Source organism: Glutamicibacter sp. AGC46, assembly GCF_053543715.1.
Genome location: NZ_JBLVOJ010000025.1, coordinates 435759 through 458800 on the forward strand (window position 1 = coordinate 435759; position 23042 = coordinate 458800).

Consider the following 23042-nt stretch of genomic DNA (forward strand, 5'->3'; position numbering starts at 1 on the left):
CCCCCCCGGTTCTCTGCTTAATGCAGTTTTCTTTCAGCTGCCGTTGGCCGGCGGCGTCCAGCGGATCCCGCTGTCGCTGCACCCAGGAGTCTTGTGCCACTCGCCTTCGAGGCAGGAGGCATCGATGAGGGTGCGGTCCCCCACCGGCTCCTGCAGTTCCAGCGTGTAGGGCGCGGTCTCGTTGCCCTGGCAGGCATGCGCTTCGCCTTCCAGCGGTTCAACCACGATCCCGATGGCAATCTGGCCATTGGACAGCTCCACCTGGGTGGAGGTCACCTCGCCGGTCACCCCGGAGGAACAGGCAAGCCGCATGACCCCGAGGTCGAGGCTGGTGCTCGACGCATTCACCCCGGCAGGGTCCAGCAGCGTCCACTGGGCGTTGATCTCATCGGAAACCTGTGCGGCGCAGCCGGCCAGCGCGCTGGCAAGCAGCAGCCCAGCGCCTGCGATCCGCGGTAATTTGCGTCCAAAAACACTCATGGCTTGGCAGCTCCCTTTGAAGATGGTGATCTGCCAAGCCTACGAGAGCTATTGCGCGTTGTCAGGATTTAAGTCAGCGAAACCAATTCCAGGTAATCCTCGTTGAAGAGGTCCTCATCGCCATCAGGCAGGATGACCACGCGCTCAGGCTGCAACGACATCACTGCGCCCTCATCGTGGGACACCATGACCACGGCACCCGGGAAGGTGGACAGCGCGCCCAGCACCTCGGCGCGCGAGGCAGGGTCGAGGTTGTTGGTCGGCTCATCAAGCAGCAGCACATTGGCGCTGGAAGCCACGATGGTGGCCAGGGCCAGACGGGTCTTCTCGCCGCCGGAGAGCACGCCGGCCGGCTTGGTCACGTCGTCGCCGACGAACAGGAACGAGCCGAGGATCGAGCGGACGTCGGCATCGTTCAGGTGGTCAGGCGCGTTGCGGCGCATGTTCTCCAGCACGCTGGCTTCCGGATCCAAGGTGTCATGCTCCTGGGCGAAGTAGCCGATCTTCAGGCCGTGGCCCGGAATGATCTTTCCGGTATCGGGTTCGGAGACACCGGCGAGCATGCGCAGCAAGGTGGTCTTGCCGGCACCGTTCAGGCCCAGGATGACAACCTTCGAGCCGCGGTCGATGGCCAGCGAGACATCGTTGAAGATCTCCAGCGAGCCATAGGCCTTGGACAGGCCTTCGGCCATGAGCGGGGTCTTGCCGCAGGGAGCCGGATCCGGGAAGCGCAGGGCTGCGACCTTGTCGGAGGCACGCTCTTCCTGCAGCCCGGAAAGCATGCGATCCACGCGCTTGAGCATGGACTGCGCCGCCGAGGCGCCGGAGGCGCGGGCCTTCATCTTGTTCGCCTGGGTCAGCAGGACCGAAGCCTTCTTCTCGATGTTGGCGCGCTCGCGCTTGCGGGCACGCTCATCGGTTTCGCGCTGGATCTTGTAGCGCTTCCAGTTCATGTTGTAGACATCCACCACGCCGCGGTTCGCGTCGAGGTTCAGCACCTTGTTCACGGTGGATTCCATCAGGCCGGTATCGTGGCTGATCATCAGCACGCCGCCGGGGTAGTTCTTGATGAAGTCGCGCAGCCACATGATCGAATCGACGTCCAGGTGGTTGGTCGGCTCATCGAGCAGCAGGGTCTCGGCGTCCGAGTAGAGGATGCGGGCCAGCTCGACGCGGCGGCGCTGTCCACCGGACAGGGTGCGCAGCGGCTGGTCCAGGATGCGATCCGGCAGATCCAGGTTGGCGCAGATGGCGGCCGCTTCGGATTCGGCGGCGTAGCCACCGGCAGCGATGAATTCTGCTTCCAACCGGTCGTACAGGCGCATGGCCTTGGCGGAGACGGCAGCATCCTCGCTGGCCATGTCCTCGCGGTTCTGGGCCAGCTTGGTGACAACCACGTCCAGGCCGCGGGCGCCAAGGATGCGATTGCGCGCCAGCTGCTCCATGTCAGGGGTCTTGGGGTCCTGCGGCAGATAGCCGATGGAGCCCTTGAAGGTGACTTCACCCGAGGCTGGCTGGGTCTCGCCGGCGAGGACCTTGGTCATCGTCGTCTTGCCGGCACCGTTGCGTCCCACCAGTCCGATCTTGTCGCCCTTGTCGATGCGGAAGTTCACTTCGTCCATCAGCAAGCGGGCGCCGACGCGTAGCTCAAGGTTGGCTACGGAAATCATATGGTGTGGCCCTTTCATGCGGGTACAAGAATTGTGCGGCCCACAAATTGGGCAACTTGACTATTCTACCGGCCAACCACGCCGTGGCCTGCGGAACGTGCACAAACTAACAGTTTGGGGTTGAGCTGGCTAAAGAATCGAAGCCCGCACTTCCACCGCAGTGGAAATCCGGGCTTCGAATCGAAATTATTCCTTGTCGCTGGGTTGCGATCGGTAATCCATCATCTGGATCAGGCGGCGGCGCAAGGAGGCTTCGCGGCGCAGGTCCCCGCCGCTGGTCTTGTCGATGTGGTCCTTGCCGAAGCGCCAGAGCAGCACGTCGTCCAGCAAGCGGTCCGGGCCCGGCGAGTACCGGTGGTCCAGCGCCGCACGCACATCGGTGACCACATTCGCATCCAGCAGCTGCGCCAGCTGCCAGGTCTGGTCGATGCCGTGGGAGCCGAGCAGCTCGGCGGCCCAGGACCAATCGTCATCGCGCTTGCGGTCGACGTGCGGCAACAGCGTCTGCCATATTTCGCCGATCTTCTCGCCGGTCAACGGCTCGGATCCGGCGCCCTGCTGGTCGTGGTAGCCGTTCAGGCGGTGGTACAGCTCGTCGATGTCCGTGAAGTAGTCCTCCACGGTTTCCAGCATCGCCGCGGTGGCGGTGAAGTGGCGGTCGATCTGCGGATTCCAGGCGGCCTCGCCGGGATGCTTGAAGCGGATGTCGTGCTCCATTTCGGACCAGGCATGCTGCAGCACGGTGCGGATCTGCACTTCGAAGACGAAGTTGCCGCTGGCTACCACCGGCTTGCCCAAGGCCTCCTGGAATTTGCGCACGATCGGCTCGCTGCGGGTCTTGAGCAGCAGGTGGCGCGAGGAGTAGCCGTAGGTGCCGGACTCCACCGAGCCGATGTCCTTCTCCCGGTCGCTGCGGCAGTCGAAGGAGTCGCGGTGCGACTTGATCAGGCTGGCCACCTGCTGGATTTCATGGGGCAGCATCACGATGATGCGGATGCCCACCATGTCGTGGATTTCGCGCAGCGGGTTGGGGAATTCCAGCACCGGGGCGGTCTCAGAACTTTCCTGCAGCCGGCGCGAGGCCTTGGCCGCGAAGGACTGCGGCGATTTCACCCGGCCGGTAATGAACAGCGGTTGTACCTCGGAATTCGCGAACAACCGGCGGATCTTCGCCTTCATGGCCGACATGACGGTATTGAGTTCGCCGGTCACAGACTTGTACTGCTCAACGGCGGCCGCAATCTGTTCGGAGAACTCGTCGTTCGCCTGGCCCTGCGCCGGATCCATCATTGATGCCTCCTGGATGCTAAAGCGTTCCTGAAAATGCTGTCCTCATGCTCATGCCCTGGCGCCAGCCGGGTGCGGCGACGGCCCTTATGGGCGGGAAAGGCGCTTAGCCATGTCGTCGAACAATGGCGCCTTGTCCTCGGTCTTCTTCTGCGCGGCAGGCTTGGTTTCCTTGGCTGGCTGCGCGTTCTGCTTGATCGGGGTGACCTTCGAGTCCGATCGGCCTGCCGCGATGCCTTCGGCGCGGGCTCGGGCCAGCGCGTCCTGGTGATCCTGTTCCAGGACCGATAGGCGTTCTTCCTCGGCGGTCTTGGTGTCGGTCAGCGCAGCGTTGTAGCCATCATCATAAGCGACGCCGTACTTCTCGGCGTTTTCCTGCTCTTCGTTGTATTCCAGCTCAGCGCGCAGCTTCGCGGCTTCGGACTTCTTCTGGTACATGTGCACGGTCAGGTGGGTGATGGCCAGCAAGACGATTGGCGGCATGGCGGCAACCAGCGCGGAAACCAGCGGCGGCACTCCGTTTTCGATCGAGTCCACGGTCAAGATTGCGTGGGTGGAGTTCGCCGCGGTGGAAACGATCGCACCGAAGAACAGCAGCGACCACGGGTAGATCATGGCCTTGCGATGGAAGCCGTTCAGGGCCACGATGGCCACGGTGGCGGCCACGATCATGCCGTCGATGATGATTGGCCAGATCCAGGCCAGCCGCGGGCTGATGCCCGAGCGTTCGGCCAGGTCGGTCAATGCAGCGAACGAGAGCACGAATGCGCCGATGGCAATGAGGACCGTCGCGCCTACGGCCGTGCCTAGGACGGCGCGGTGCGGTTCGGCCGGGACCTCTGGTTTGTTATCTTCCATGCTGCTGAGCAGACCTAACTTTTTGGGAATTATCGGTATGTCTTCAAACGCGAGTTTGCTGGACCGCACCCGAGGCGCAGACCACCGCGTTCCATTTTAGCGTGCGCCTTGCGGTGCTGGGGTGCCTTGGCTCAAAGGGCGCGACGGTCGATGAAACCGGTACCGCTGATTTTTCCGGCCAGCCCCCGGTGATTCGCCTCGAAGATGAAGTAGAAGGCGCTGATCGCGATATAGATCACAACGAGCATGTTCAGCAGCGGGTAGGGCGTGAAGTCGACCATGCTGGTGGAAATCTGGAAGAGGAAGTTAATCCCGCCAAATCCGAGCAGGCTGCGCAGCAAGGCCCGGCCGGCCGGAGCCGGTTGCCCCTGCCCGTCGGTGAGCATCAGCCAGGCACAGCGCTGGCCGAGGGTAGCCCGTCCCGGCGCCAGGCTCGGCAGCCAGAAGACGCAGAAGACCACGATCAGCGGAAGCCAGAAGTTCATCCACTGTTGGCCGAACTCCGGGGCACCCAAGCGCTCCAGCAGTTCAAGGGCAGCACCGATGACAAGGAGCGCTCCGGCGGTGAAGCCTGCATCGAAGATGTTGGCCAGTGCACGGCGGGCGCGGGTGACCGGCCGCGCCGGCGCGTTGGCCGCGTCCGCTTCCACCGGGCCGGACAGGAAGCGGAACATCGGCAAGTAGGCGATCATCGCGCCCAGCAGCGCGCCGGCAGTGTTAGTGATCAGGTCATCGACGTCGGCCACGCGGTAGGCGCAGGTGTACAACCCCCAAATAGCGGTGTACTGGGTCAGCTCGATGGCCAGCGAGGCCGCGAAGCCCAGCAGGACACCGGTGAAAATGTTGCCGCGCAGCCAGCGCACGGCCAAGATGCCCAGGGGCATGAACAAGATGATGTTGAACAGCACCTGCCACAGGGTGAAGCTGGTGGCGAATCCGCTCAGTCCGCGTTCCACGATGGCCAGCCTGAAGTCATCGACGAAACGGCCGGGCACCAGTTGCGGGATGGCCACTCCGGGACGGCAGAATTCGTCGCGCGTGGACGGCAGCGGAAGCATGGTGTAGCTGAAGAGGCCGAATCCGTAGACGGCTGCGGTTGTGGTGGTAATGGTGCGGCGCCAGGACAACCGTCCATGCCGGCGGTATTGCACGGCCAGCAGGAAAACGCCGGCGGACGCCAAGAAGAGGGCGCCGCCGAGAATGGCGATTGCCGCTGGCCAGAACATTGTTTGCATATTTCTATCTAAGCGGAATATTCCGGGAGAAAGCTGGGCTGCAGAATGTGACCTTGGCTATACTTTCGGCCCGCGCAGCACTTGCCTGGTTCTGGCATCGGCAGTGAAGAGGCCGATGAACAAGCCCGCTACGAGCACGCCAGCCAGGGTCTTCATCAGCCAGGCCGAGTGCCACTGCTCGATGGAGAGCTGGTCGACGAAAACCGCCACCAGGATCAGGCTGGATGCATAGATCATCAGCTTTTCCGATCCCCAGGACACCTTGTGCGAAATGGCGAACAGCGCCATCAGCCACAGGATGTACCACGGCTGGATAATCGGAGCCAGCAGCACCACCGCCGAGAGCGCCCACGCCGCTAGGCGCACCGGGCTGGAGGTGTCCTTGGCCAGCGCCAGGCGCGCCACAATGGCCAGCGCGATGACCTGGAAGACGCCCACCACGATGGCATTCACCAAGGAGATATCGGCGCCGAATATGCCAGCGAGATTGCTCAGGGACCAGCCGATCAGTCCCACGGGAGCGTACGGGAACGCCGCATCTCCCGCGGTGAACATGGCAAGCAGCCAGCCGAACCAGAGGTTGGTGACCGCACCGATCAAAAGCAGCCAGGTCAGGGAGAGTGCTAAGACCTTGGCCCAGATTTTCCACCTCTCGCGCATCGACGGGCTCCTGCCCAGCAGGACCAAGCCGATAAAAGGCAGCGCCAGCAGCACGATCGGCTTGACCGACACGGCTATGGCCAGCGCCATCGTGGCTGCCATGGGACGGCGGTCGTAGGCATAGGCGAAGGCGCTGAAGACACCTGCGATCATCAGCGCGTCGTTGTGGACGCCGCCGATCATGGTCAGCAAGAACAGCGGATTGCCCACGATGGCCCAGTTGGCCCAGTTGGCGCTCTGCCCCATTTTCTGCGCCAGCTTCGCAGTGAAGTGATAGCAGCCCCAGACACCGAGCACGGCAATGACGCGCAGCAGGCCCACGCCGATTTCGGGAATGCCGTTGGAGGCGAAGTAGATGATGCGGGCGAGCACGAGGAAGAACGGGCCATAGGGCGAGGGCGATTGCGCCCACAGGCTGTCGGATCCGCCATCGAACCAGCCCGGAAGGGCGGACACGCCTTCGGCATACGGGGATTTGCCGGCGTGCAGCATGCGGCCCTGGGCCAGGTAGGAGTAGACGTCGCGACTGAGGATCGGGAAGCTGAGCATCAGCGGAGCAGACCACATGGCCAGCACGCGGGCCAGTCCCCGCCCGGTGATCTCACCGGCAGCCTGGACCCATGGCCGGGCCAGGATCCAGGTTCGGGTCAACCAGACAATTCCCACGGCCATCAGCACGATGCAGCTGATGACACCTGGCACTTCGGTTCGGAATTCTATGAAGAAGCCGCTGCGTGCCAGCGGCGACAGCTGGTTGCGCGGGAACCAGCCGATCCCCCAGGAGGCGACGGTGATCATGGCCGAGGCGGTGAACCCTTGCCATGATAGTGACCGCAGGCTTGCGCGCTGCGGTGCCAGCTTCGGCTCCTCCACTGCCACTAGGCTTTCTTGCTCTTCTTCAGCCAGTTGGTCGAGCTGAGCAGATCAGCGCAGATGTTCTTGGTCTTCGGATCGAAGAAGACAAGGTACAAGGCGCAGGCGATGGAGATGCCCCAGGAAATCAATTGGACGCGTGGCACCAGGGAGTCCTGCAGGAACTGCCAGACGAAGATCTGGTCAGCGGCCTGGTAGGCCAGGAAGAAGATGGTGGTCAGGTGCAGCCAGAGCATCTGCCCGTCATCGCGCAGGCCGGTCGCGGCGAAGAACGGCAGCAGCCACAGGAGGTACCACGGCTGGATCACCGGGGAGAGCACGACAATCGCCGCGAAGGCGATGGCCATGCGCTGCACCAGGTGCGAGTGCTTTCCGCGGAAGATCAAGACAAAGGCGATGGCTACGCCGACCAGGCGGCCGAAGAGCTTGGCCGCGGGCAGGATCCACTCGGTGGACAGCCCGATGGCGGAGACCAGCCCGCTCAGCGCGATGACCGCAATGCCTACCGGGGAGAAGATGGAGTATCCGGTACCGGTGAAGAGCATGACCTTCAGCCAACCGAACCAGTAGCCATTGAGCCACCCAACCACGGTCATCAGGGCCAGGAAGATCATGCCGGTGTAGAACCAGTAGAGGATGCGGCGCGGCCAGGCAGCGTTAGGCCCTGCCCAGAGCAGGCCGATAAACGGCAGCAGTACCAGGGTAATCGGTTTGACCCCCACCGAGGCCGCCAGCACCACGATGGCCCAGAAGCCGTAGCGCTTGCATGCCAGGTAGATGGCCCAGACCGACAGGCCGGTCATCAGGGCATCGTTGTGCGCACTGGCCACGAAGTTCACCAGGAACAGCGGGTTCGCCACGGTCATCCAGGCGGCTTTGGCCCCGGGGACACCGTGCAGTTCGGCAAGCTTGGGCACGTAGCGCAGGCAGAGCAGCACGCCGATGAATGCAATGGCGCGGAAGGCCAGGACCGCCGCGTCGGTCGAAGGGCCAGTCAGCTTGACCACGAGGAATTCGATGCTCAGGTAGAGCGGGCCGTAAGGGGTGCCGTCCTGCGCCCACATGGTGTCGGCACCGAGCTGGAACCAGTTATTCAGCGAGGATATTCCGTCAACATAAGGATCCTGCCCGGCATCCACCAGCCGGCCTTGGCCGATGTAGGCGAACACGTCCCGGCTCATGATCGGCAACGTGACGAACATCGGGATGCTCCACAGCCAGACCGCACGGCGGACCACCTTCAGCGAACCCTCGCCCCAGCCCTTGAGCTTCTGGCCCAGGCGCCACCAGGAACGGAAGAGGACCCAGCAACCCAGGGCCAGCAGGATCACGCAGGTGATCACGCCGGCGGGTTCGGTGCGCAGCATGATGAAGAACGGGTCGCGGTTCAGCGGGGATACGCTGGCCAGCCACCCGGTACCGAAGGATCCGAAAAGGATCAGGGAGGAACCGATGACGCCGCTGAGAAGGGTCCTATTCACTCCAGCGTAGGGCGGGGAGCTCACTGCTGCTGGCTTGCTGGCTGACACACTGACACCTCGGGCTGTAACGGACATGAGTTCGAGAGTAATTAAGCCAGCGTCGCATGTGCCGCGCCCTTGCAAGCAGGCAATTCAACAGCCGGAAATCTCAGACGATTTTAGCATCGAGCACGCGTCCAGGCCGGTTGAAACACTGTCCTTCCGCCGTGCGACGAGGGTGCGCTCCCCCACAGCGCTGCTTGAAGTGTAGATTGGTTACGTGGCTAGTAACTCAGAAAAAATTGTATGGATCGATTGCGAAATGACCGGCTTGGATCTGGTTAACGACGCATTGATCGAAGTAGCAGTGCTCATTACCGACTCCGATCTGGAGATCGTCGACGAGGGCATCCAGGTAGTCATCAAGCCCGAGCCGGCAGCTCTGGCGCAGATGGATGATTTCGTTCGCAATATGCATGTGGTTAGCGGCCTGCTGCCCGAGCTGGAGAACGGCATTTCCATGGAGGAAGCCCAGCGCCTGGTGGTCGACTACATCAAGAAGCACGTTCCGGAGCCGAACAAGGCGTTGCTGGGCGGCAACTCGGTGGGCACCGACAAGAACTTCTTGGCACGCGATATGCCCGAGGTCATTGAGCACCTGCACTACCGCATTATCGACGTGTCGACCTTGAAGGAGCTGAGCCGCCGCTGGTTCCCGAAGGCGCACTACGGCGCTCCAGCCAAGACCGGCAACCATCGCGCACTGGGCGACATCCAGGATTCGATCAACGAGCTTCGCTACTACCGCGACGCCATCATGGTGCCGGCGCCGGGACCAACCTCCGATGAGGCCAGGAAGATCGCCGCCGGGATCACCGAAAGCGCCGGCTAACCGCTAAACGAAGGCCCCGGCGCATTGGTGATGCACTGCACAGTGCCCCAGGGGCCTTCCGATTGGCATCAAGCGCGGAATTGTGTGTATAGTATTTCTCGTTGCCAGATACGGAATCGGTTCGCAAAAGCGTTCTGACTAGTAACGAAGCAAACATGGTGGGTATAGCTCAGTCGGTAGAGCGTCTGGTTGTGGTCCAGAAGGTCGCGGGTTCAAACCCCGTTACTCACCCCAGAGACAAAGACTCGATCCAGAACGAAAGTTCCGGATCGAGTCTTTTGCTTTACCCGCACGCCTGGCAACGCCGCCGCTCAGCTGACGAGCCGCAGAATTAGACCGTGCGCACCACCCTGGCTGGCGAGCCAACCACAACAGCGCCGGCAGGTACGTCTTTCGTTACGACCGCGGCGGCAGCGACAACTGCGTTCTCGCCGATCGTGACACCGGAAAGTATGGTCGCGTTCGCGCCAATCCAGACGTTGCGCCCAATGATCACTGGAGCCGGAATCATATCCGCCCGCCGAGCAGGTTCAAGATCGTGATTAAGTGTTGCCACAACGACGTTGTGCCCAATCAAGCACTCATCCCCGATACTGATGCCGCCTTGGTCCTGGAATTTGCAGCCAGCATTGATGAAGACGTTTTTCCCCAGTTCGATATTGCGGCCAAACTCCGAGTTGAACGGCGGGAATAGCACCACCGAGTCGTCAACGTTCGTTCCGGTCAGCTGCCGCAGCAAATCCCGCACTTGCCCTGGGCTGCGGTAGCCGTCGTTCAGCTCCGCGCAAATGCGCAGCGCGTCCTGGCTTGTGCTATGCATGAGCGCATGCAGCGGCGAACCGGCGGTAATTCTCTGGCCAGCATTCAAGGCTTCCAGAAGATCGTCAATGCCCAAGAATCCCCCCCATCATCAATTCTTCACGGTGGCTCGAACTATATCGGCTTCCACCGTCGATGCCTAGCGCAGCTGTGCCCCGGACCCGCGGCAAAGCCATTCCCTAAGGTACTGCAAGCAAAGGGATGATCACGGCACGGGGATTCATCTCATGAGGCAGTTCAGCGGCGAGCAACAGCCCCACGGCCATGAATAATGAGCATCCCGTCACAATCCCGGAAATGGCTCCATGCGAATTGGTATTTCCGGCCTGGATACGTGTATAGTATTTCTCGTTGCCCGGTACGAAATCATGAGCACTACAGCTTCTGACTAGTAACGAAGTAGACATGGTGGGTATAGCTCAGTCGGTAGAGCGTCTGGTTGTGGTCCAGAAGGTCGCGGGTTCAAACCCCGTTACTCACCCCAGATCGAAAGACCTGGTTCGGAATGAAAATTCCGAACCAGGTCTTTTCTCGTTTCCGACGCCTTGAAGCGCAATCAGCAAGGCACCGGGCCTCGTTGATTCCAGACCGAACATCTGGAATCCAGAGGCACTCGCCACCAGTCCCCGCCAGCGAATCCGACACGGCGTTCAGCATCGCGCCGCTAGCCGCCAACCCGCCTTCACCGCCGGCAATGGCCACCGAATGGAACCACCAGATGCCCAGGCACCCTGCCGACGCCGAAAAGATCGCTTCCATGGCACAGGTCGGGCGCCTCGACGCGATCGCACGCAACCCTGCCAGCAGTCTCGAAACAAGCGGATTCCATCAAGCGGCAACCGGGTCGATTTCGCGTGGAGTGATCCGCAACCCGCGGGACAGTCCAGGGTTGCATCATTGGCACTGCCCGCCCCTGCACAACGGACCACTAGTCTTCCCCAGGGCACGATCCGAAGTATCACTGGCTCCGGTGAAGCCAACGCCATCGTGCGCGGATGCGAGCTGCAGATTCGTCGCCGACAGGACCGATTGAACAGGCAGTTCGAACCTGCCGGCGAGCGCAGTGCTGCCCGGATGCGGTGTTAAGTCATATTTCGGTGGCTAGGAACACGGATTCGAAACTATGTTCGAATGCGTTGTGCTTTGGGGTCTATCCCCGTGTTTTTCGAGACTTTTTGCGTTATCTAGTGACTTGAATCGTTGTTTGCCCTGGCGAGTAGGCACGAATTGGCTTGAGCAACCATAATGGATGATGTACTTCGGCAAGCCAGTGAGCTTTATGCCTTCGTTCCATCCACCGAAAGGTACTCCCCCTGTGAAACGCGCGCTCTTTGAAGAGGACCACGAGCAGTTCCGTGAACTGGCTACGGAATTCAACGCCCGGGAGATTTCCGGTAAATACGCTCAGTGGGAAAAGGATCATCAGATCCCCCGCGAGGTGTGGCAGTCTGCCGGTGAAAACGGCCTGCTGGGTCTTGCAGTGCCTGAGCAGTTCGGTGGCATGGGCATCGATGATTACCGCTTCCGTGTAGTGCTTGATGAGCAGCTCGTGCGTTCGGGGCATCTGTCCGTAGCCTTGGCCTTCCACCTGCACGACGACCTGGTGCTGCCGTACCTGCTCTCCTACGGCTCTGCCGAGCTCAAGGCCAAGTGGCTTCCACGCATGGTCGATGGCTCCACCATTACCTCCTGCGCGTTTACCGAGCCTGGAGCGGGGTCCGACCTGCGTGCGGTGCGCACCAAGGCGGTCCGCGATGGGGATGACTGGCTGATTAGCGGCCAGAAGACTTTCATCGGCAATGCTGCGTTTGGCGATGCCGCTCTGGTGCTTGCGCGCACCGATGGCGAAAGCGGACGGGCGGGCGAGCAGTCATTCTCGCTGTTCATGGTCGAGCGTTCCGAGGGGTACACCAACGGCAGCCCCTTCGACAAGATTGGGCTGCGGGCTTCTGATACCGCTGAGCTGTTCTTCGACGATGTCCGCGTCTCAGCTGCAGATCTTGTTGGCGAGGCTGGACAGGGCCTGGCCTATGTCAAGGCGCAGCTTCCCCAGGCCCGTCTGGCTATTGCCGTGGCTGCCTCGGCGATCTGCACCGCGTCCTTCGAGCAGGCGCTGGAGCATGCGAAGAACCGCTCTACCTTTGGCCAGGCGCTGACCGAGTACCAGAACACCCGTTTCGAACTGGCTAACCTGAAGACTGAGGCGCATGTCACCCAGAGCTTCGTGGACCGGGCCGTCCTGGCATTCAACGACGGCGAGCTGGATCCTTCCGAGGCTGCCGAGGTCAAGCTTTGGGCTAGTGAGAGCGCTAAAAAGCTTTCCGATCAGGCATTGCAGCTGCATGGCGGCTATGGCTACATCATGGAGTACCCGATTGCCCAGTCCTTCACTGCCTCCCGCTTGCTGACCATCTTTGGTGGCACAAGCGAGATCATGCGTGAAACTATTGGACGAGCACTCTAAGCACTTTTGAAAGGAACCGATCACGTGCCTATTCGGCAGATCACTGTTTACGGAGAACCTGTACTTCACAAGCGTGCGGTGGAGGTCACCGAGTTTGATGGCGCCTTGCGCGAGCTCGTTGCCGATATGCACCTCACCATGGATGAAGCGCATGGCGTGGGCCTGGCGGCTCCGCAGATCGGTTTGGGCCTGCGCATGTTCACCTACGTCTTCGCGGACCAGGACGACGCTCCCGAGCGGGGCGTAGTGATCAACCCCAAGCTGACGCTTTCAAAGGTGTCGCAGGCTCCCGCAGATGCTGATGACGACTCCGAGGGCTGCTTGTCCGTGCCCGGGTTGAACTACCCGCTGCAGCGTGCCGACTATGCGAAGGTGGAGGGTTTCGACGAGTTCGGCAATCCGATCTCTTTCGAAGCGCACGGCTGGTTCGCGCGCATCATGCAGCACGAGTACGACCACCTTGATGGCTACCTCTACGTGGACAAGTTGCAGCCACGCTGGGAGAAGAAGTGGAAGAAGGCCAAGAAGGCTCTGGGTTGGGGCGTGCCTGGCAACACCTGGTTGCCGGGTACCGATGAGGATCCATTCGGCCACTAGGCCTCCCGCCGCCTACCGGGCAGTCTTGAAGTCCAGATACCGCTGATGCAGCGCCGCACCGATTTTGCCGGTGGGCGCTGTTTCTGCGTTCCAGAGCTTCGAAGCCCTGCCTTGTTCTAGCCAGAAGGGCAGGAACATGCCGTTCTTGCCGGGCAGGATCTGCGCAGCCATCTGCTCGTCGGCTACCAGCGTGCGATTCGCGTAACCCAGGTAGTACTCGTCAAAGGGACCGAGCAGGCGCAGTGGCAGCCCGGTGGGCTCCATCGCTTCAAGCTCCCGGTGGGCGCGGCTGCCGGCGATGACCCAGTAGCCCTCCCCGCGCTCATCGCTTCCTGCGCTGGACAGCAAGCCACCGAGTGCTTCTGCGGCGGTTCTCATGGTGGTCAGCGTCTGTCCCGTGTACCAGGCTGCGTCGCGAAGGGTAGCTGGCCCATGCGAGTGCAGGTACCGGCGCAAGAGTTGCGCCAACGGATCTTCTGGTTCCCGGTGACTTGCAATCCATTCATCCACGAGCACGAAGTCCTGCGCGATGAGCTTCGCGTCTTGTGGAATGGGCCCCTGGCAGATCAACCCGTCCAGGACGAGGACCTGCAGGATAACCAGTCCCCGCTGCTGGCCGGTCTCCACTCCATTCTGGTTCAGTGCCTTGAAGAGCGCGGAGCGGCTGGCTTGCCCGTGCTCCTGCAGATGCGCGCTGATGATGCCAGCTGCCTGGTCAATGTCCTGGGTGCCGACCTGCAGTCCCCGCATCCGTGTGGCCGAGGAGCGCGGGGTGCGTTCACGTGTTGCGCGAGTCATCCAGCGCGCATCTTCGGCCAAGCAGATATGCAGCGTGCCCCGCATGGTCCATGACCGCACGAGCCGGCCTTCGCTGAAGAGCGCATCGACTTGCTGGCGGGATTCTTGCACTGCGGAGCGCTGAGCCAGCGCGTAGCGTCCTGCAGCGAAGTCCTGGGACTGGAACGCGAGCATGTGTTCTGCGGCCTGCAGTACGGATTCTGCCGGCTCCAGTAGCAGCTGGCTCGCCATGCGCGCCGCCGGCGTCCGGGTACTGTCCATTAACCAACCTCGATCCAATGCTTGATGGCCTAAAGCCTAGCAGTGCGGGGGTCCAGAGATGCCCGCGAAGCGGCGCACCTGCAGCCGCCGTTGACGCAGGGACGGCGCAGGCTAAAGCGGACCTCCAAGCCCGGATGCGCGCAAAGGTCGAGACCTGCCTGGACTTTGCTGGAGAGGTGCTGGCCAGGTGCTGGTTCTCGTTGGCCCTCTGGACCCGGAAGGCCCTTTTGGAGGGCGTCGTACCGCCCGGATGGAATAGCAAAAGGGACCATCCCAGCGCGCAATGCGTTGGGATGGTCCCTTCAGCTGCAAGCAGCGAGGTCCTAGGCGGTGACGGCTTCAGCCTTCACTGCAGGCACTGCAGCCGGGTGGGTGCCGGCCATCGATTCGATGACGCGCACAACCTGGCAGGAGTAGCCGAACTCGTTGTCGTACCAAACGTAGACGACAGCGTTCTTGCCGGACACGATAGTGGCCAGGCCGTCAACGATGCCGGCGCGGCGCGAGCCGACGAAGTCGGTGGAGACAACCTCAGGCGAATCGATGTAGTCGATCTGCTTGTGCAGGCTGGAGGTCAGCGAGGTTTCACGCAGGTAGGCGTTGAGCTCTTCCTTGGTGGTCCCGTTCTCCAGGTTCAGGTTCAAGATCGCCATGGAGACATCCGGGGTCGGTACGCGGATCGCGTTGCCGGTCAGCTTGCCTTCGAACTCCGGCAGGGCCTTGGCCACTGCCTTGGCGGCACCGGTTTCGGTGATCACCATGTTCAGCGCTGCCGAACGGCCGCGGCGCTCGCCCTTGTGGAAGTTGTCGATCAGGTTCTGGTCGTTGGTGAACGAGTGAACGGTCTCGACGTGCCCGTGGGTGACACCGAACTTGTCGTTCAGGGCCTTGAGCACTGGGGTGATGGCGTTGGTGGTGCACGAGGCAGCGGTGACGATCTTGTCTTCCGCGGTGATCCACGAATCGTTGATGCCGTGGACGATGTTCTTCAGATCGCCCTTGCCCGGTGCGGTCAGCAGGACGCGGGAAACGCCCTTGGCGGCCAGGTGCTGGGACAGGCCGGCCTCATCGCGCCAGCGGCCGGTGTTGTCCACCACGATGGCGTTGTCGATGCCGTGTTCGGTGTAGTCGACGGTGGTCGGGTCATTCGAGTAGATGACCTTGATCAGGGTGCCGTTGGCGAGGATCGTGCTGTTTTCCTCGTCGACCGTGATCGAGCCTTCGAAGCGGCCGTGCACCGAGTCGCGGCGCAGCAGCGAAGCGCGCTTGACGATGTCGTCATCCGAGCCCTTGCGGACCACGATGGCGCGCAGGCGCAGGCCGTAGCCGCCACGCTCGATCAGGATGCGGGCCAGCAGGCGTCCGATGCGGCCGAAGCCGTAGAGGACAACGTCCTGGGGTTCAGCGTCGGTTGCGCCGGCCTGGCCAACCTTCTCGCCCAATTCATCGGCCAGGAAGGCGTTCAGATCAGCGGAACCGGATTCCTTGAACTTCTTGTTCACGCGGCCGAGGTCAACTGCTACCGAACCGACGTTCAGGGCCTCGATGGCATCCAGGATGGCCTTGGTGTCGTTCAGGTCGAGCTCTTCGCCATCGATGCGGCGCACTACGCGGTGGGCCTTGATGATGTCGATGGCGGACTGGTTGATCAGCTTGCGGCCGTAGACGGAGGTCACCACATTGTTCTTGCGGTACAGACGTCCGATCAGTGGGATCATGGCCTCGGCGAGCTCTTCGCGCCCGCTCCATTCTTGCTGGGCAACGACAGACTGCTGGGTCACAGAAAATCCTTCCAATTCAGCCGACTCGCAGATCCATAAAGTCGGTTGGCACCGTGGGAAGCACCATTGCTTTTGCGGTGGCACGAGGTAACAGGATCATCCTCGTAAGTACATGATCCATTCTAGACCGTGCGCAGAAAAACTGAGGATCGGGGACTGTGAATCATCTCACCAGCGCACCAAGGGCTGATGCCGGCGCAATTGCAGGAAGGAAGAGTGTGAATGGGATGGCCGATACGCCGGGTTTTGTCGCGCCGAAGCGGGACGGTCATCTATCTACGACTGCCGTTGCCGGCAGCCTCTAGCGGTCCACCCGACTGCATGGGGCGAACAGCCCTCATAACGCAGTCTGTCTGACCTTGCTCCGAGTGGGGTTTACCTAGCCACCCCAATCACTTGGGGTGCTGGTGGTCTCTTACACCACCGTTTCACCCTTACCAGGAAAACCTGGCGGTCTATTTTCTGTGGCACTAGCCTGCGGGTTACCCCGAGTGGGCGTTACCCACCACCCTGTTCTGCGGAGCCCGGACGTTCCTCGGGGCAATTGCTTGCCACGCGACCGTCTGGCCATCCCATTCATTAACCATTCTAGCCCCGCGAGTTTCCCGACGCTGACCACCACCGTGAGCCACTGGCCACACTGGCGCTACCCGAAGCGCTCGGCTTCCAACAGCCGCAACCAGATTTCGCTGATCGTCGGATAGGCGGGGACCGCATGCCACAACCGGTCCAGGCTGACCTCGCCGACGATCGCAATGGTGGCCGCATGCAGCAGTTCCGCGGCATCCTGGCCGGCGAAAGTGGCGCCGACGATCACCGAACGCGCCTGGTCTATCACCAGCTTGGCCCGCCCGGAATACCCGTCGGCGTGCAGGCTCGCCCCGGCCACCGCACCCAGCTCGTGCTCGATAACCGAAATCTGCAGACCGGCGTCGCGGGCCTGGCGTTCGGTGAGTCCGACCGCGGCGATCTGCGGATCGCTGAAGACCACGCGCGGCACCGCATGGTGGTCCGCCGTGGCCGCATGCCTGCCCCAGGGCGCATCGAGAACCCCGGTTCCATTGATCCTCGCGGCAATGGCCTCGCCCGCGGCCCGGGCCTGGTACTTGCCCTGGTGGGTCAGCGGGCTGCGCCCGCTGGCATCTCCCACGGCGTAGAGCCAGTCGGTACCCGCCACGAGCATCGTGTCATCGACCTGCAGCCGCCGGGACGGGTCCACCCCGAGTGCTTCGAGTCCCATGTTCCCGATCTCCGGCCGCCGCCCGGTGGAGACGAGCACTTCCTCGGCTTCCACGAGGGATCCTCCGGGCAGCTGGAGGCCGGCTATCCCGTGCTCATCGCGGTGGACCTGCAACGGCGTGGTGTCCTGGTGCACTACTACCCCGGCCTCGGCCAGCGACTGGGCCACCAGCTCGCCGGCGAACGGCTCTTCGCGGCCCAGCAGCGACCCGCGGGCAAGGATGGTGACCTTGGACCCGAGGGTGGCGAAGGCGAAGGCCAGCTCCACCCCGGCAACTCCGCCACCGATGATGGCCAGCCTTGGCGGGATCGCCTTGGCCGCAGTGGCCTCCCGGGTGCCCCACGGCTTGGCTTCAGCCAATCCCTCGATCCCCGGCAGAACCGGAGTGGATCCGGTGGCCAGGACTACGGCCCGGGCCGAGTACTCGCGATCCGCCACCTGCACCAGGCCGCGCCCGGAAAGCTGCGCCCGGCCGCGGATCAACTCGATGCCGGCCGAACGCAGCCACCGTTCCTGCCCGGCATCATCCCAGTTGCTGGTGAAGGCGTCCCTCCGCGCGAGCACCGCCTCGGGATCCAGCGCACCCGTCACCGCTTCGCGGGCCCCGGGAACCCGGCGTGCCGCGCGCAGCGCATCGCCGCTGCGCAACAGGGCCTTGGAAGGCATGCATGCCCAGTACGAGCATTCCCCGCCCACCAGCTCGGATTCGACGATGGCCGCTTTCAGGCCCTGCCGGGTGGCATAGTCGGCGGCGTTCTCCCCGGCCGGCCCGGCGCCGATCACGATCACGTCGAAGTCGCAGTGCTGCCCGGAGGCAGTTTGGCTAGCTCTTGAGTTCTGCTGGGGCATGCTCTGTCCTTGCTCTGCGTGAAGCGCTGCTGGGTCGTGGGTTCAGCCTAGCCAGATCTGCGCTGCGGGTACATGCCCTGGGCAGAAGATCAGGTGAACTCCGATAAGCTGGAACGCGTGCTTATTTTGTTGCCGCCTTCCGAAGGCAAAACCGCCCACGCCGAAGGTTCTCCGTTCGAAATCGAGGATCTGTCTTTTCCGGAGCTTTCCGGGGAACGCCGGCTGGTGCTTGACGCCCTTGCTGAAGTCTCAGCCCGCGAAGATGCCATGGACCTGCTGGGAGTCGGAGCCTCGCTGGCCAAGGAAGTAGCGCGGAATATCAATCTGCACACCGAGCCCGCAGCCAAGGCGCACGATATCTACTCGGGGGTGCTCTTCGAGGCCCTGGACTACGCAAGCCTGGATGAAGCAGCGCAGCGTCGCGCCGATGAATCCATCATCGTGGTCTCCGCCCTGTGGGGTGCCGTGCGTTTTGGCGATCGCATTCCGCCCTACCGCTTGTCGATGTCGGTCAAGCTCGAGCCGCTGGGCAAGCTGGCCACCTGGTGGAAGAAGCGTCTGGCTCCGGTGCTGGATGCGGTCTCCGGCGACCAGCTGATCGTGGACGCGCGATCGAGCACCTATGCGGCCGCCTACAAGCCGGCCAATGGCAACACCGTTGCGGTCAACGTCTTCCAGATGCGCAATGGGGTCCCGAAGGTGGTCTCTCACTTTGCCAAGCACACCCGTGGCGAGGTCGCCGGTTTCCTGGTCCAGCAACCGGTCGCACCGGAAAACCCTGGAGAATTGCTCGAACTGGTCCAGACCAAGTGGGAAGCGTCCCTCATCGAAGACAAGAAGGGCTTGGCGCTGAACATCCTGTTGCCGGAAGACCACCAGTTCACCACCGTGAATTAACGTCCTTGGGCAAGTCGCCAAAGGCGGCTGGTGCTCTGCCGATGAAGGGTGCTGGCATGGCTAATGCGGCTTCGTCAAAGCGCTGCGACTAGTTCAATCTCGAATCCGGCAGCATCTTCCAAATACGCCGCGTAGTGCTTTGGTCCCCCGGCGTACGGGTGCAGCTCCGGGAACATCAGGGTGAATCCGTGATCCAGCGCCTGGGAAGCCAACGTTTCCACCGCCTGCCTGGTGCCAGCATGGAAAGCCAAATGATTCAGCCCGGGACCCAGGCGGTCATGCCGTTGCTTTTTGGCATCCGGTCCGGATTCCAGGACTATATAGAATCCGTCGCGGGCATAGCTGATGCCGTCAGCCCATTGGGAATCCACCACATAGCCAAGGCGAGTGAGCAGCCAGCCCAGGGAAGCTGTGCTGGCTGCCAAATCCTCAACCCATATTTCCAGATGATGCAGCATGGAATTCACTGACTAAGGAGTCAGCACGAAGTCCCATGGATCGGAATTCACTTGGGAAACCTCGATCTCCACGGTGTGCCCAAGATCGTTGAGCACGTTGCCCAAGGCGCGGGCACCAGCCGACAGCCAGACCCATTCCGAAGCGAAGTGGGAAACATCGATCAGGTAAGGGAACCCGCCGTTGGCAGCTTCGCGTGCTTCGCTTGCCGGGTGGTGGCGCAGATCAGCAGTCACGTAGACATCGGCCTGGTGCGAGCGCACCGCGTCAAACAGGGAATCGCCGGCACCGCCGCAGAGGGCGACCTTCCGGATGATGCCCGTTCGGTCTCCGGCGACACGTACACCGCCAGCCACCGCTGGGAGCACGGTGTAAACGCGTTCAGCGAAATCCTCGAGCTTCATCGGCTTCTCCAAGAAGCCAACTCGTCCCAAGCCTTCTTCTGGCAGTCCGTCCTTGGACTCGATCAACGGCACGCAGTCCTTCAGCCCGAAGGCATCGGCGAGAGCATCGTTGACTCCCCCGATGGCGCTGTCGGCATTGGTGTGCGCCGTAAGCAATGCGGTTCCGGATTCGATCAGGCGGTGAATGGCTTCGCCCTTGAAATTGGTGCCGGCAACCTGGGTGACTCCGCGCAGGAGCAACGGGTGGTGAGTGATCAGCAGATCGGCCCCACGCTCGATTGCATCCTCGATCACCTCCAGCGTTGGATCTACAGCCATCACGATCTTGGAAATCTGCTGGCTGGTGCGTCCGGTCACCAGGCCAACGGCATCCCAATCTTCGGCCAATGATTTTGGCCAAAGTTCCTCTGCTGCTTCAAGGACGTTACCCAAGGTGGTCTGCGGAACCGAGGTGTCTTCCACCGGTTGCTCTGGTGTTTCTCCGGTAACGGGCTTGAGCGTCGAGGCGTCCAGGGAATCACTGCTCTTCCTCAGGTCTTGCGAGTTATCTGCCTTGCTCTGCATACCCACCACCCTACGCGGTGGGTATGGGGATGGAACAGAATGCAACGCCGCAACGTTGTGAACTGTGTGAGTATTCCCAGCCTTCAGTCCCCTCATCAATTCAGCCCGTTCCTGGAAGTCCAGGACACCAAGCTGAGCACCTTCGTACTAGCCGGCGGCTGCTTCTGGTGCTTGGATGCCGTGTACCAGCGAACCCGTGGCGTCCACGCCGTGATTTCCGGATACATCGGCGGCCACACCAAGGATCCGGCCTACCGCGAAGTCTGCAGCGGCACCACTGGCCATGCCGAAGGTGTCGCCGTGATCTTTGACCCACAAGTGGTTCCGGCCGAAGTCATCTTGGACATGTTCTTTACCGTGCACGACCCCACCACGCTGAACCGCCAAGGCTACGATGTGGGCACGCAGTACCGCTCGGCGATGTTCCCGCTCGATGACCAGCAGCGCGGCCTCTTCCAGGACGCCATCGAGAAGTTCTCGCGCGTATACCCCAATCCGATCGTCACTACGCTGGAAGAGTCCAAAGATTTCTATCCTGCCGAGCAAATCCATCAGGATTATTACTCCGAAAACCAGGAAGTCGGCTATTGCCGCGTGATTATCGATCCAAAGATCGCGAAAGTCAGGAAATATTACGCTCAATGGCTAAACGAAGCCTAGTCGCGCTTTTGGCCTACTAGGGTTAGTTGTGAACCTCATAGGTCTCCGGCGGTTACGCCAGATTCCGGCAATTATTTCGCCGCAACTAAACTGCGGCCGCATAGAGTCACGTAAGGATTGCATACAAGATGGGCAAGATCTACAACAACGTCACCGAAGTCGTCGGCAACACCCCGCTGGTGAAGCTGAACCGCGTCGGCGAGGGCCTGCCAGGGAACATCGCTGTGAAGCTGGAATTCTACAACCCGGCGAACTCCGTCAAGGACCGCATCGGCGTGGCCATCGTTGATGCAGCCGAGGCCTCTGGTGCGTTGAAGCCAGGCGGCACCATCGTTGAGGGCACTTCGGGCAACACCGGCATCGCGCTGGCGATGGTCGGTGCAGCCCGCGGCTACAAGGTCATCTTGACCATGCCTGAAACCATGTCCACCGAGCGCCGTGTGATGCTGCGCGCTTTCGGCGCCGAGATCGTACTGACCCCGGGCGCCGACGGCATGCGCGGTGCTGTGGAGAAGGCCAAGGAAATTGTTGCGACTTCCGAGAACGCTATCTGGGCGCAGCAGTTCGCCAACACCGCCAACCCGCAGGTCCACGCAGAGACCACCGGTCCGGAGATCTGGTCTGATACCGAAGGCAAGATCGATATCCTGGTTGCCGGCATCGGTACCGGTGGCACTATCACCGGTGCAGGCCGCTACCTGAAGGAAAAGAATCCAAACCTGAAGATCGTGGCCGTTGAGCCCAAGGATTCCCCGATCCTCAATGGCGGAAAGCCCGGCCCGCACAAGATCCAGGGACTGGGAGCGAACTTCATCCCCGAGGTGCTCGACACCGAGCTGTACGACGAAGTCCTTGATGCCAGCATCGAGGATTCGGTATCGACCGCTCGCGCGCTGGGCGTCAAGGAAGGCATCCTCGGCGGCATCTCCGCTGGCGCAGCCGTTTGGGGTGCGGTACAGATCGCCGCGCGTGAAGAGAACGCCGGCAAGCAGATCGTTGCGATCATCCCGGACTTCGGTGAACGCTACATCTCCACCCTGCTCTTCGACGACATCCGCGGCTAAGTAAATTTGCAGAAACAGAATAAATCGGCGCGAGCCACTGTTGGGTCTATAGAGAGACCTGTATCGGTGCAGCTCGCGCCGATTTGCTGTGTGACATCTGCGGATTGTCCCCGAGCGAACCGCAACCCCTAAGGTAGTATTCATGAGTTTTTTCTCCCGCCTGCGTGAGGATTTGGCCAACGCACGCCAGCACGATCCGGCAGCGCGAAGCGATCCGGAAAACTTCTTCGTGTATTCCGGACTGCACGCGATCTGGCTGCACCGGTTGGCCCACAAGATGTGGCAGAACCCCTCGCTGAAGTGGCCAGCGCGTTTGCTATCCCAGGCGAACCGCGCCCTGACCGGGATCGAGATCCATCCCGGCGCCACCATTGGGCGCCGCTTCTTCATCGACCACGGCATGGGCATCGTCATTGGCGAGACTGCCGAAATCGGCGATGACGTCATGCTGTACCACGGGGTGACCCTCGGCGGCCGTTCACTGGCCAAGGTCAAGCGCCACCCGACCATCGGTGACCGCGTGGTCATCGGTGCCGGAGCCAAGGTGCTCGGCCCGATCGTGATCGGTGCCGATTCCGCCATCGGCGCGAACGCCGTGGTCGTCAAGGATGCTCCGGAAGGCTCGATTGTCACCGGAATCCCCGCACAGAACCGTCCGCGCAGGCCCGAAGAGCGCAAGCCTGCTGTAGACCCGGCCGAGTACATCGACCCGGCCATGTGGATCTAGTTCTATTCCTCCTGCCACTGCCGCGGAACAAATCCGCCCAGCACAC

20 protein-coding genes, 2 tRNA genes and 1 other RNA gene are annotated in these 23042 nt (G+C 62.0%); 9 read left to right on the forward strand and 14 right to left on the reverse strand.

Annotated elements, in window-relative coordinates; genetic code table 11:
• Positions 1-33: 33 nt before the first annotated feature.
• The 7 genes from ACNPM8_RS17015 to mptB (ACNPM8_RS17045) all read right to left on the reverse strand — a co-directional run bounded on the left by ACNPM8_RS17015 (position 34) and on the right by mptB (ACNPM8_RS17045) (position 8568).
• Positions 34-480 carry a hypothetical protein gene (locus tag ACNPM8_RS17015; protein WP_332488923.1) on the reverse strand — a complete coding sequence of 149 codons (447 nt, stop codon included), beginning with the start codon at positions 478-480 and terminating at the stop codon, positions 34-36.
• A gap of 68 nt (positions 481-548) precedes the next feature.
• Positions 549-2150, reverse strand: coding sequence for an ABC-F family ATP-binding cassette domain-containing protein (locus tag ACNPM8_RS17020; protein ID WP_448940268.1), 1602 nt, complete (start codon positions 2148-2150; stop codon positions 549-551).
• A gap of 186 nt (positions 2151-2336) precedes the next feature.
• A complete protein-coding gene (locus tag ACNPM8_RS17025) occupies positions 2337-3440 on the reverse strand; it encodes a GTP pyrophosphokinase (protein WP_105657790.1) in 1104 nt (367 codons plus the stop codon).
• A gap of 84 nt (positions 3441-3524) precedes the next feature.
• Positions 3525-4295 carry a DUF2637 domain-containing protein gene (locus tag ACNPM8_RS17030; protein ID WP_105657789.1) on the reverse strand — a complete coding sequence of 257 codons (771 nt, stop codon included), beginning with the start codon at positions 4293-4295 and terminating at the stop codon, positions 3525-3527.
• A gap of 131 nt (positions 4296-4426) precedes the next feature.
• Positions 4427-5530: a VanZ family protein gene (locus tag ACNPM8_RS17035; protein WP_332488926.1), complete on the reverse strand. Its 1104-nt coding sequence runs from the start codon at positions 5528-5530 to the stop codon at positions 4427-4429.
• Between the two features lie 57 nt (positions 5531-5587).
• The gene (gene mptB, locus ACNPM8_RS17040) at positions 5588-7063 is read right to left on the reverse strand and encodes a polyprenol phosphomannose-dependent alpha 1,6 mannosyltransferase MptB (RefSeq protein WP_448940269.1); all 1476 of its coding nucleotides are present in this window, start codon (positions 7061-7063) and stop codon (positions 5588-5590) included.
• Between the two features lie 5 nt (positions 7064-7068).
• Entirely contained in the window at positions 7069-8568 is a 1500-nt protein-coding gene (mptB, locus tag ACNPM8_RS17045; RefSeq protein ID WP_448940270.1) for a polyprenol phosphomannose-dependent alpha 1,6 mannosyltransferase MptB, read from the reverse strand.
• A 235-nt stretch (positions 8569-8803) separates the two neighbouring features.
• Here mptB (ACNPM8_RS17045) and orn point away from each other — a divergent pair, with 235 nt between their 5' ends.
• Both orn and ACNPM8_RS17055 read left to right on the forward strand, forming a co-directional pair.
• Complete coding sequence (orn, locus tag ACNPM8_RS17050; RefSeq protein ID WP_332488932.1) at positions 8804-9415, forward strand: oligoribonuclease; 612 nt, start codon at positions 8804-8806, stop codon at positions 9413-9415.
• Between the two features lie 158 nt (positions 9416-9573).
• Positions 9574-9649: transfer RNA gene (locus tag ACNPM8_RS17055), tRNA-His, on the forward strand.
• Positions 9650-9746: 97 nt separating this feature from the next.
• On the opposite strand, the gene ACNPM8_RS17060 is transcribed toward ACNPM8_RS17055, so the two are convergent.
• A complete protein-coding gene (locus ACNPM8_RS17060; protein WP_105657784.1) occupies positions 9747-10310 on the reverse strand; it encodes a DapH/DapD/GlmU-related protein in 564 nt (187 codons plus the stop codon).
• 332 nt (positions 10311-10642) lie between these two features.
• Between ACNPM8_RS17060 and ACNPM8_RS17065 the strand changes: the two genes are divergently transcribed.
• The 3 genes from ACNPM8_RS17065 to def all read left to right on the forward strand — a co-directional run bounded on the left by ACNPM8_RS17065 (position 10643) and on the right by def (position 13295).
• Positions 10643-10718 (forward strand) — tRNA-His (locus ACNPM8_RS17065).
• 831 nt (positions 10719-11549) lie between these two features.
• Positions 11550-12698 (forward strand): acyl-CoA dehydrogenase family protein, encoded by a 1149-nt coding sequence (locus tag ACNPM8_RS17070; RefSeq protein ID WP_332595396.1) that lies wholly within the window; start codon positions 11550-11552, stop codon positions 12696-12698.
• A 24-nt stretch (positions 12699-12722) separates the two neighbouring features.
• Positions 12723-13295, forward strand: coding sequence for a peptide deformylase (gene def, locus ACNPM8_RS17075; protein WP_105657783.1), 573 nt, complete (start codon positions 12723-12725; stop codon positions 13293-13295).
• 12 nt (positions 13296-13307) lie between these two features.
• On the opposite strand, the gene ACNPM8_RS17080 is transcribed toward def, so the two are convergent.
• From ACNPM8_RS17080 to ACNPM8_RS17095, 4 genes are all read right to left on the reverse strand, one after another.
• Positions 13308-14354 (reverse strand): winged helix DNA-binding domain-containing protein, encoded by a 1047-nt coding sequence (locus tag ACNPM8_RS17080; RefSeq protein WP_448940271.1) that lies wholly within the window; start codon positions 14352-14354, stop codon positions 13308-13310.
• 323 nt (positions 14355-14677) lie between these two features.
• Positions 14678-16135 carry a glyceraldehyde-3-phosphate dehydrogenase gene (locus ACNPM8_RS17085; protein WP_105657779.1) on the reverse strand — a complete coding sequence of 486 codons (1458 nt, stop codon included), beginning with the start codon at positions 16133-16135 and terminating at the stop codon, positions 14678-14680.
• Positions 16136-16354: 219 nt separating this feature from the next.
• An RNA gene (gene rnpB / locus ACNPM8_RS17090) (RNase P RNA component class A) lies at positions 16355-16710 on the reverse strand.
• A gap of 71 nt (positions 16711-16781) precedes the next feature.
• Positions 16782-18224: a dihydrolipoyl dehydrogenase family protein gene (locus tag ACNPM8_RS17095; RefSeq protein ID WP_332489256.1), complete on the reverse strand. Its 1443-nt coding sequence runs from the start codon at positions 18222-18224 to the stop codon at positions 16782-16784.
• A 117-nt stretch (positions 18225-18341) separates the two neighbouring features.
• On the opposite strand from ACNPM8_RS17095, the gene ACNPM8_RS17100 reads away from it, so the two are divergent.
• On the forward strand, positions 18342-19121 hold the full coding sequence (locus tag ACNPM8_RS17100; RefSeq protein WP_448940272.1) for a YaaA family protein: 780 nt from the start codon (positions 18342-18344) through the stop codon (positions 19119-19121).
• Between the two features lie 74 nt (positions 19122-19195).
• Here the strand turns inward: ACNPM8_RS17100 and ACNPM8_RS17105 are convergent, their stop codons facing one another.
• Both ACNPM8_RS17105 and ACNPM8_RS17110 read right to left on the reverse strand, forming a co-directional pair.
• Complete coding sequence (locus tag ACNPM8_RS17105; RefSeq protein WP_332489260.1) at positions 19196-19579, reverse strand: VOC family protein; 384 nt, start codon at positions 19577-19579, stop codon at positions 19196-19198.
• A gap of 12 nt (positions 19580-19591) precedes the next feature.
• Positions 19592-20545, reverse strand: coding sequence for a Nif3-like dinuclear metal center hexameric protein (locus ACNPM8_RS17110; protein WP_448940273.1), 954 nt, complete (start codon positions 20543-20545; stop codon positions 19592-19594).
• A 132-nt stretch (positions 20546-20677) separates the two neighbouring features.
• Here ACNPM8_RS17110 and msrA point away from each other — a divergent pair, with 132 nt between their 5' ends.
• The 3 genes from msrA to epsC all read left to right on the forward strand — a co-directional run bounded on the left by msrA (position 20678) and on the right by epsC (position 22996).
• A complete protein-coding gene (gene msrA, locus ACNPM8_RS17115; RefSeq protein ID WP_332489255.1) occupies positions 20678-21205 on the forward strand; it encodes a peptide-methionine (S)-S-oxide reductase MsrA in 528 nt (175 codons plus the stop codon).
• Positions 21206-21333: 128 nt separating this feature from the next.
• Entirely contained in the window at positions 21334-22269 is a 936-nt protein-coding gene (cysK, locus tag ACNPM8_RS17120; protein WP_332489254.1) for a cysteine synthase A, read from the forward strand.
• Between the two features lie 142 nt (positions 22270-22411).
• Entirely contained in the window at positions 22412-22996 is a 585-nt protein-coding gene (gene epsC, locus ACNPM8_RS17125; protein ID WP_105657773.1) for a serine O-acetyltransferase EpsC, read from the forward strand.
• Positions 22997-23042: the final 46 nt, after the last annotated feature.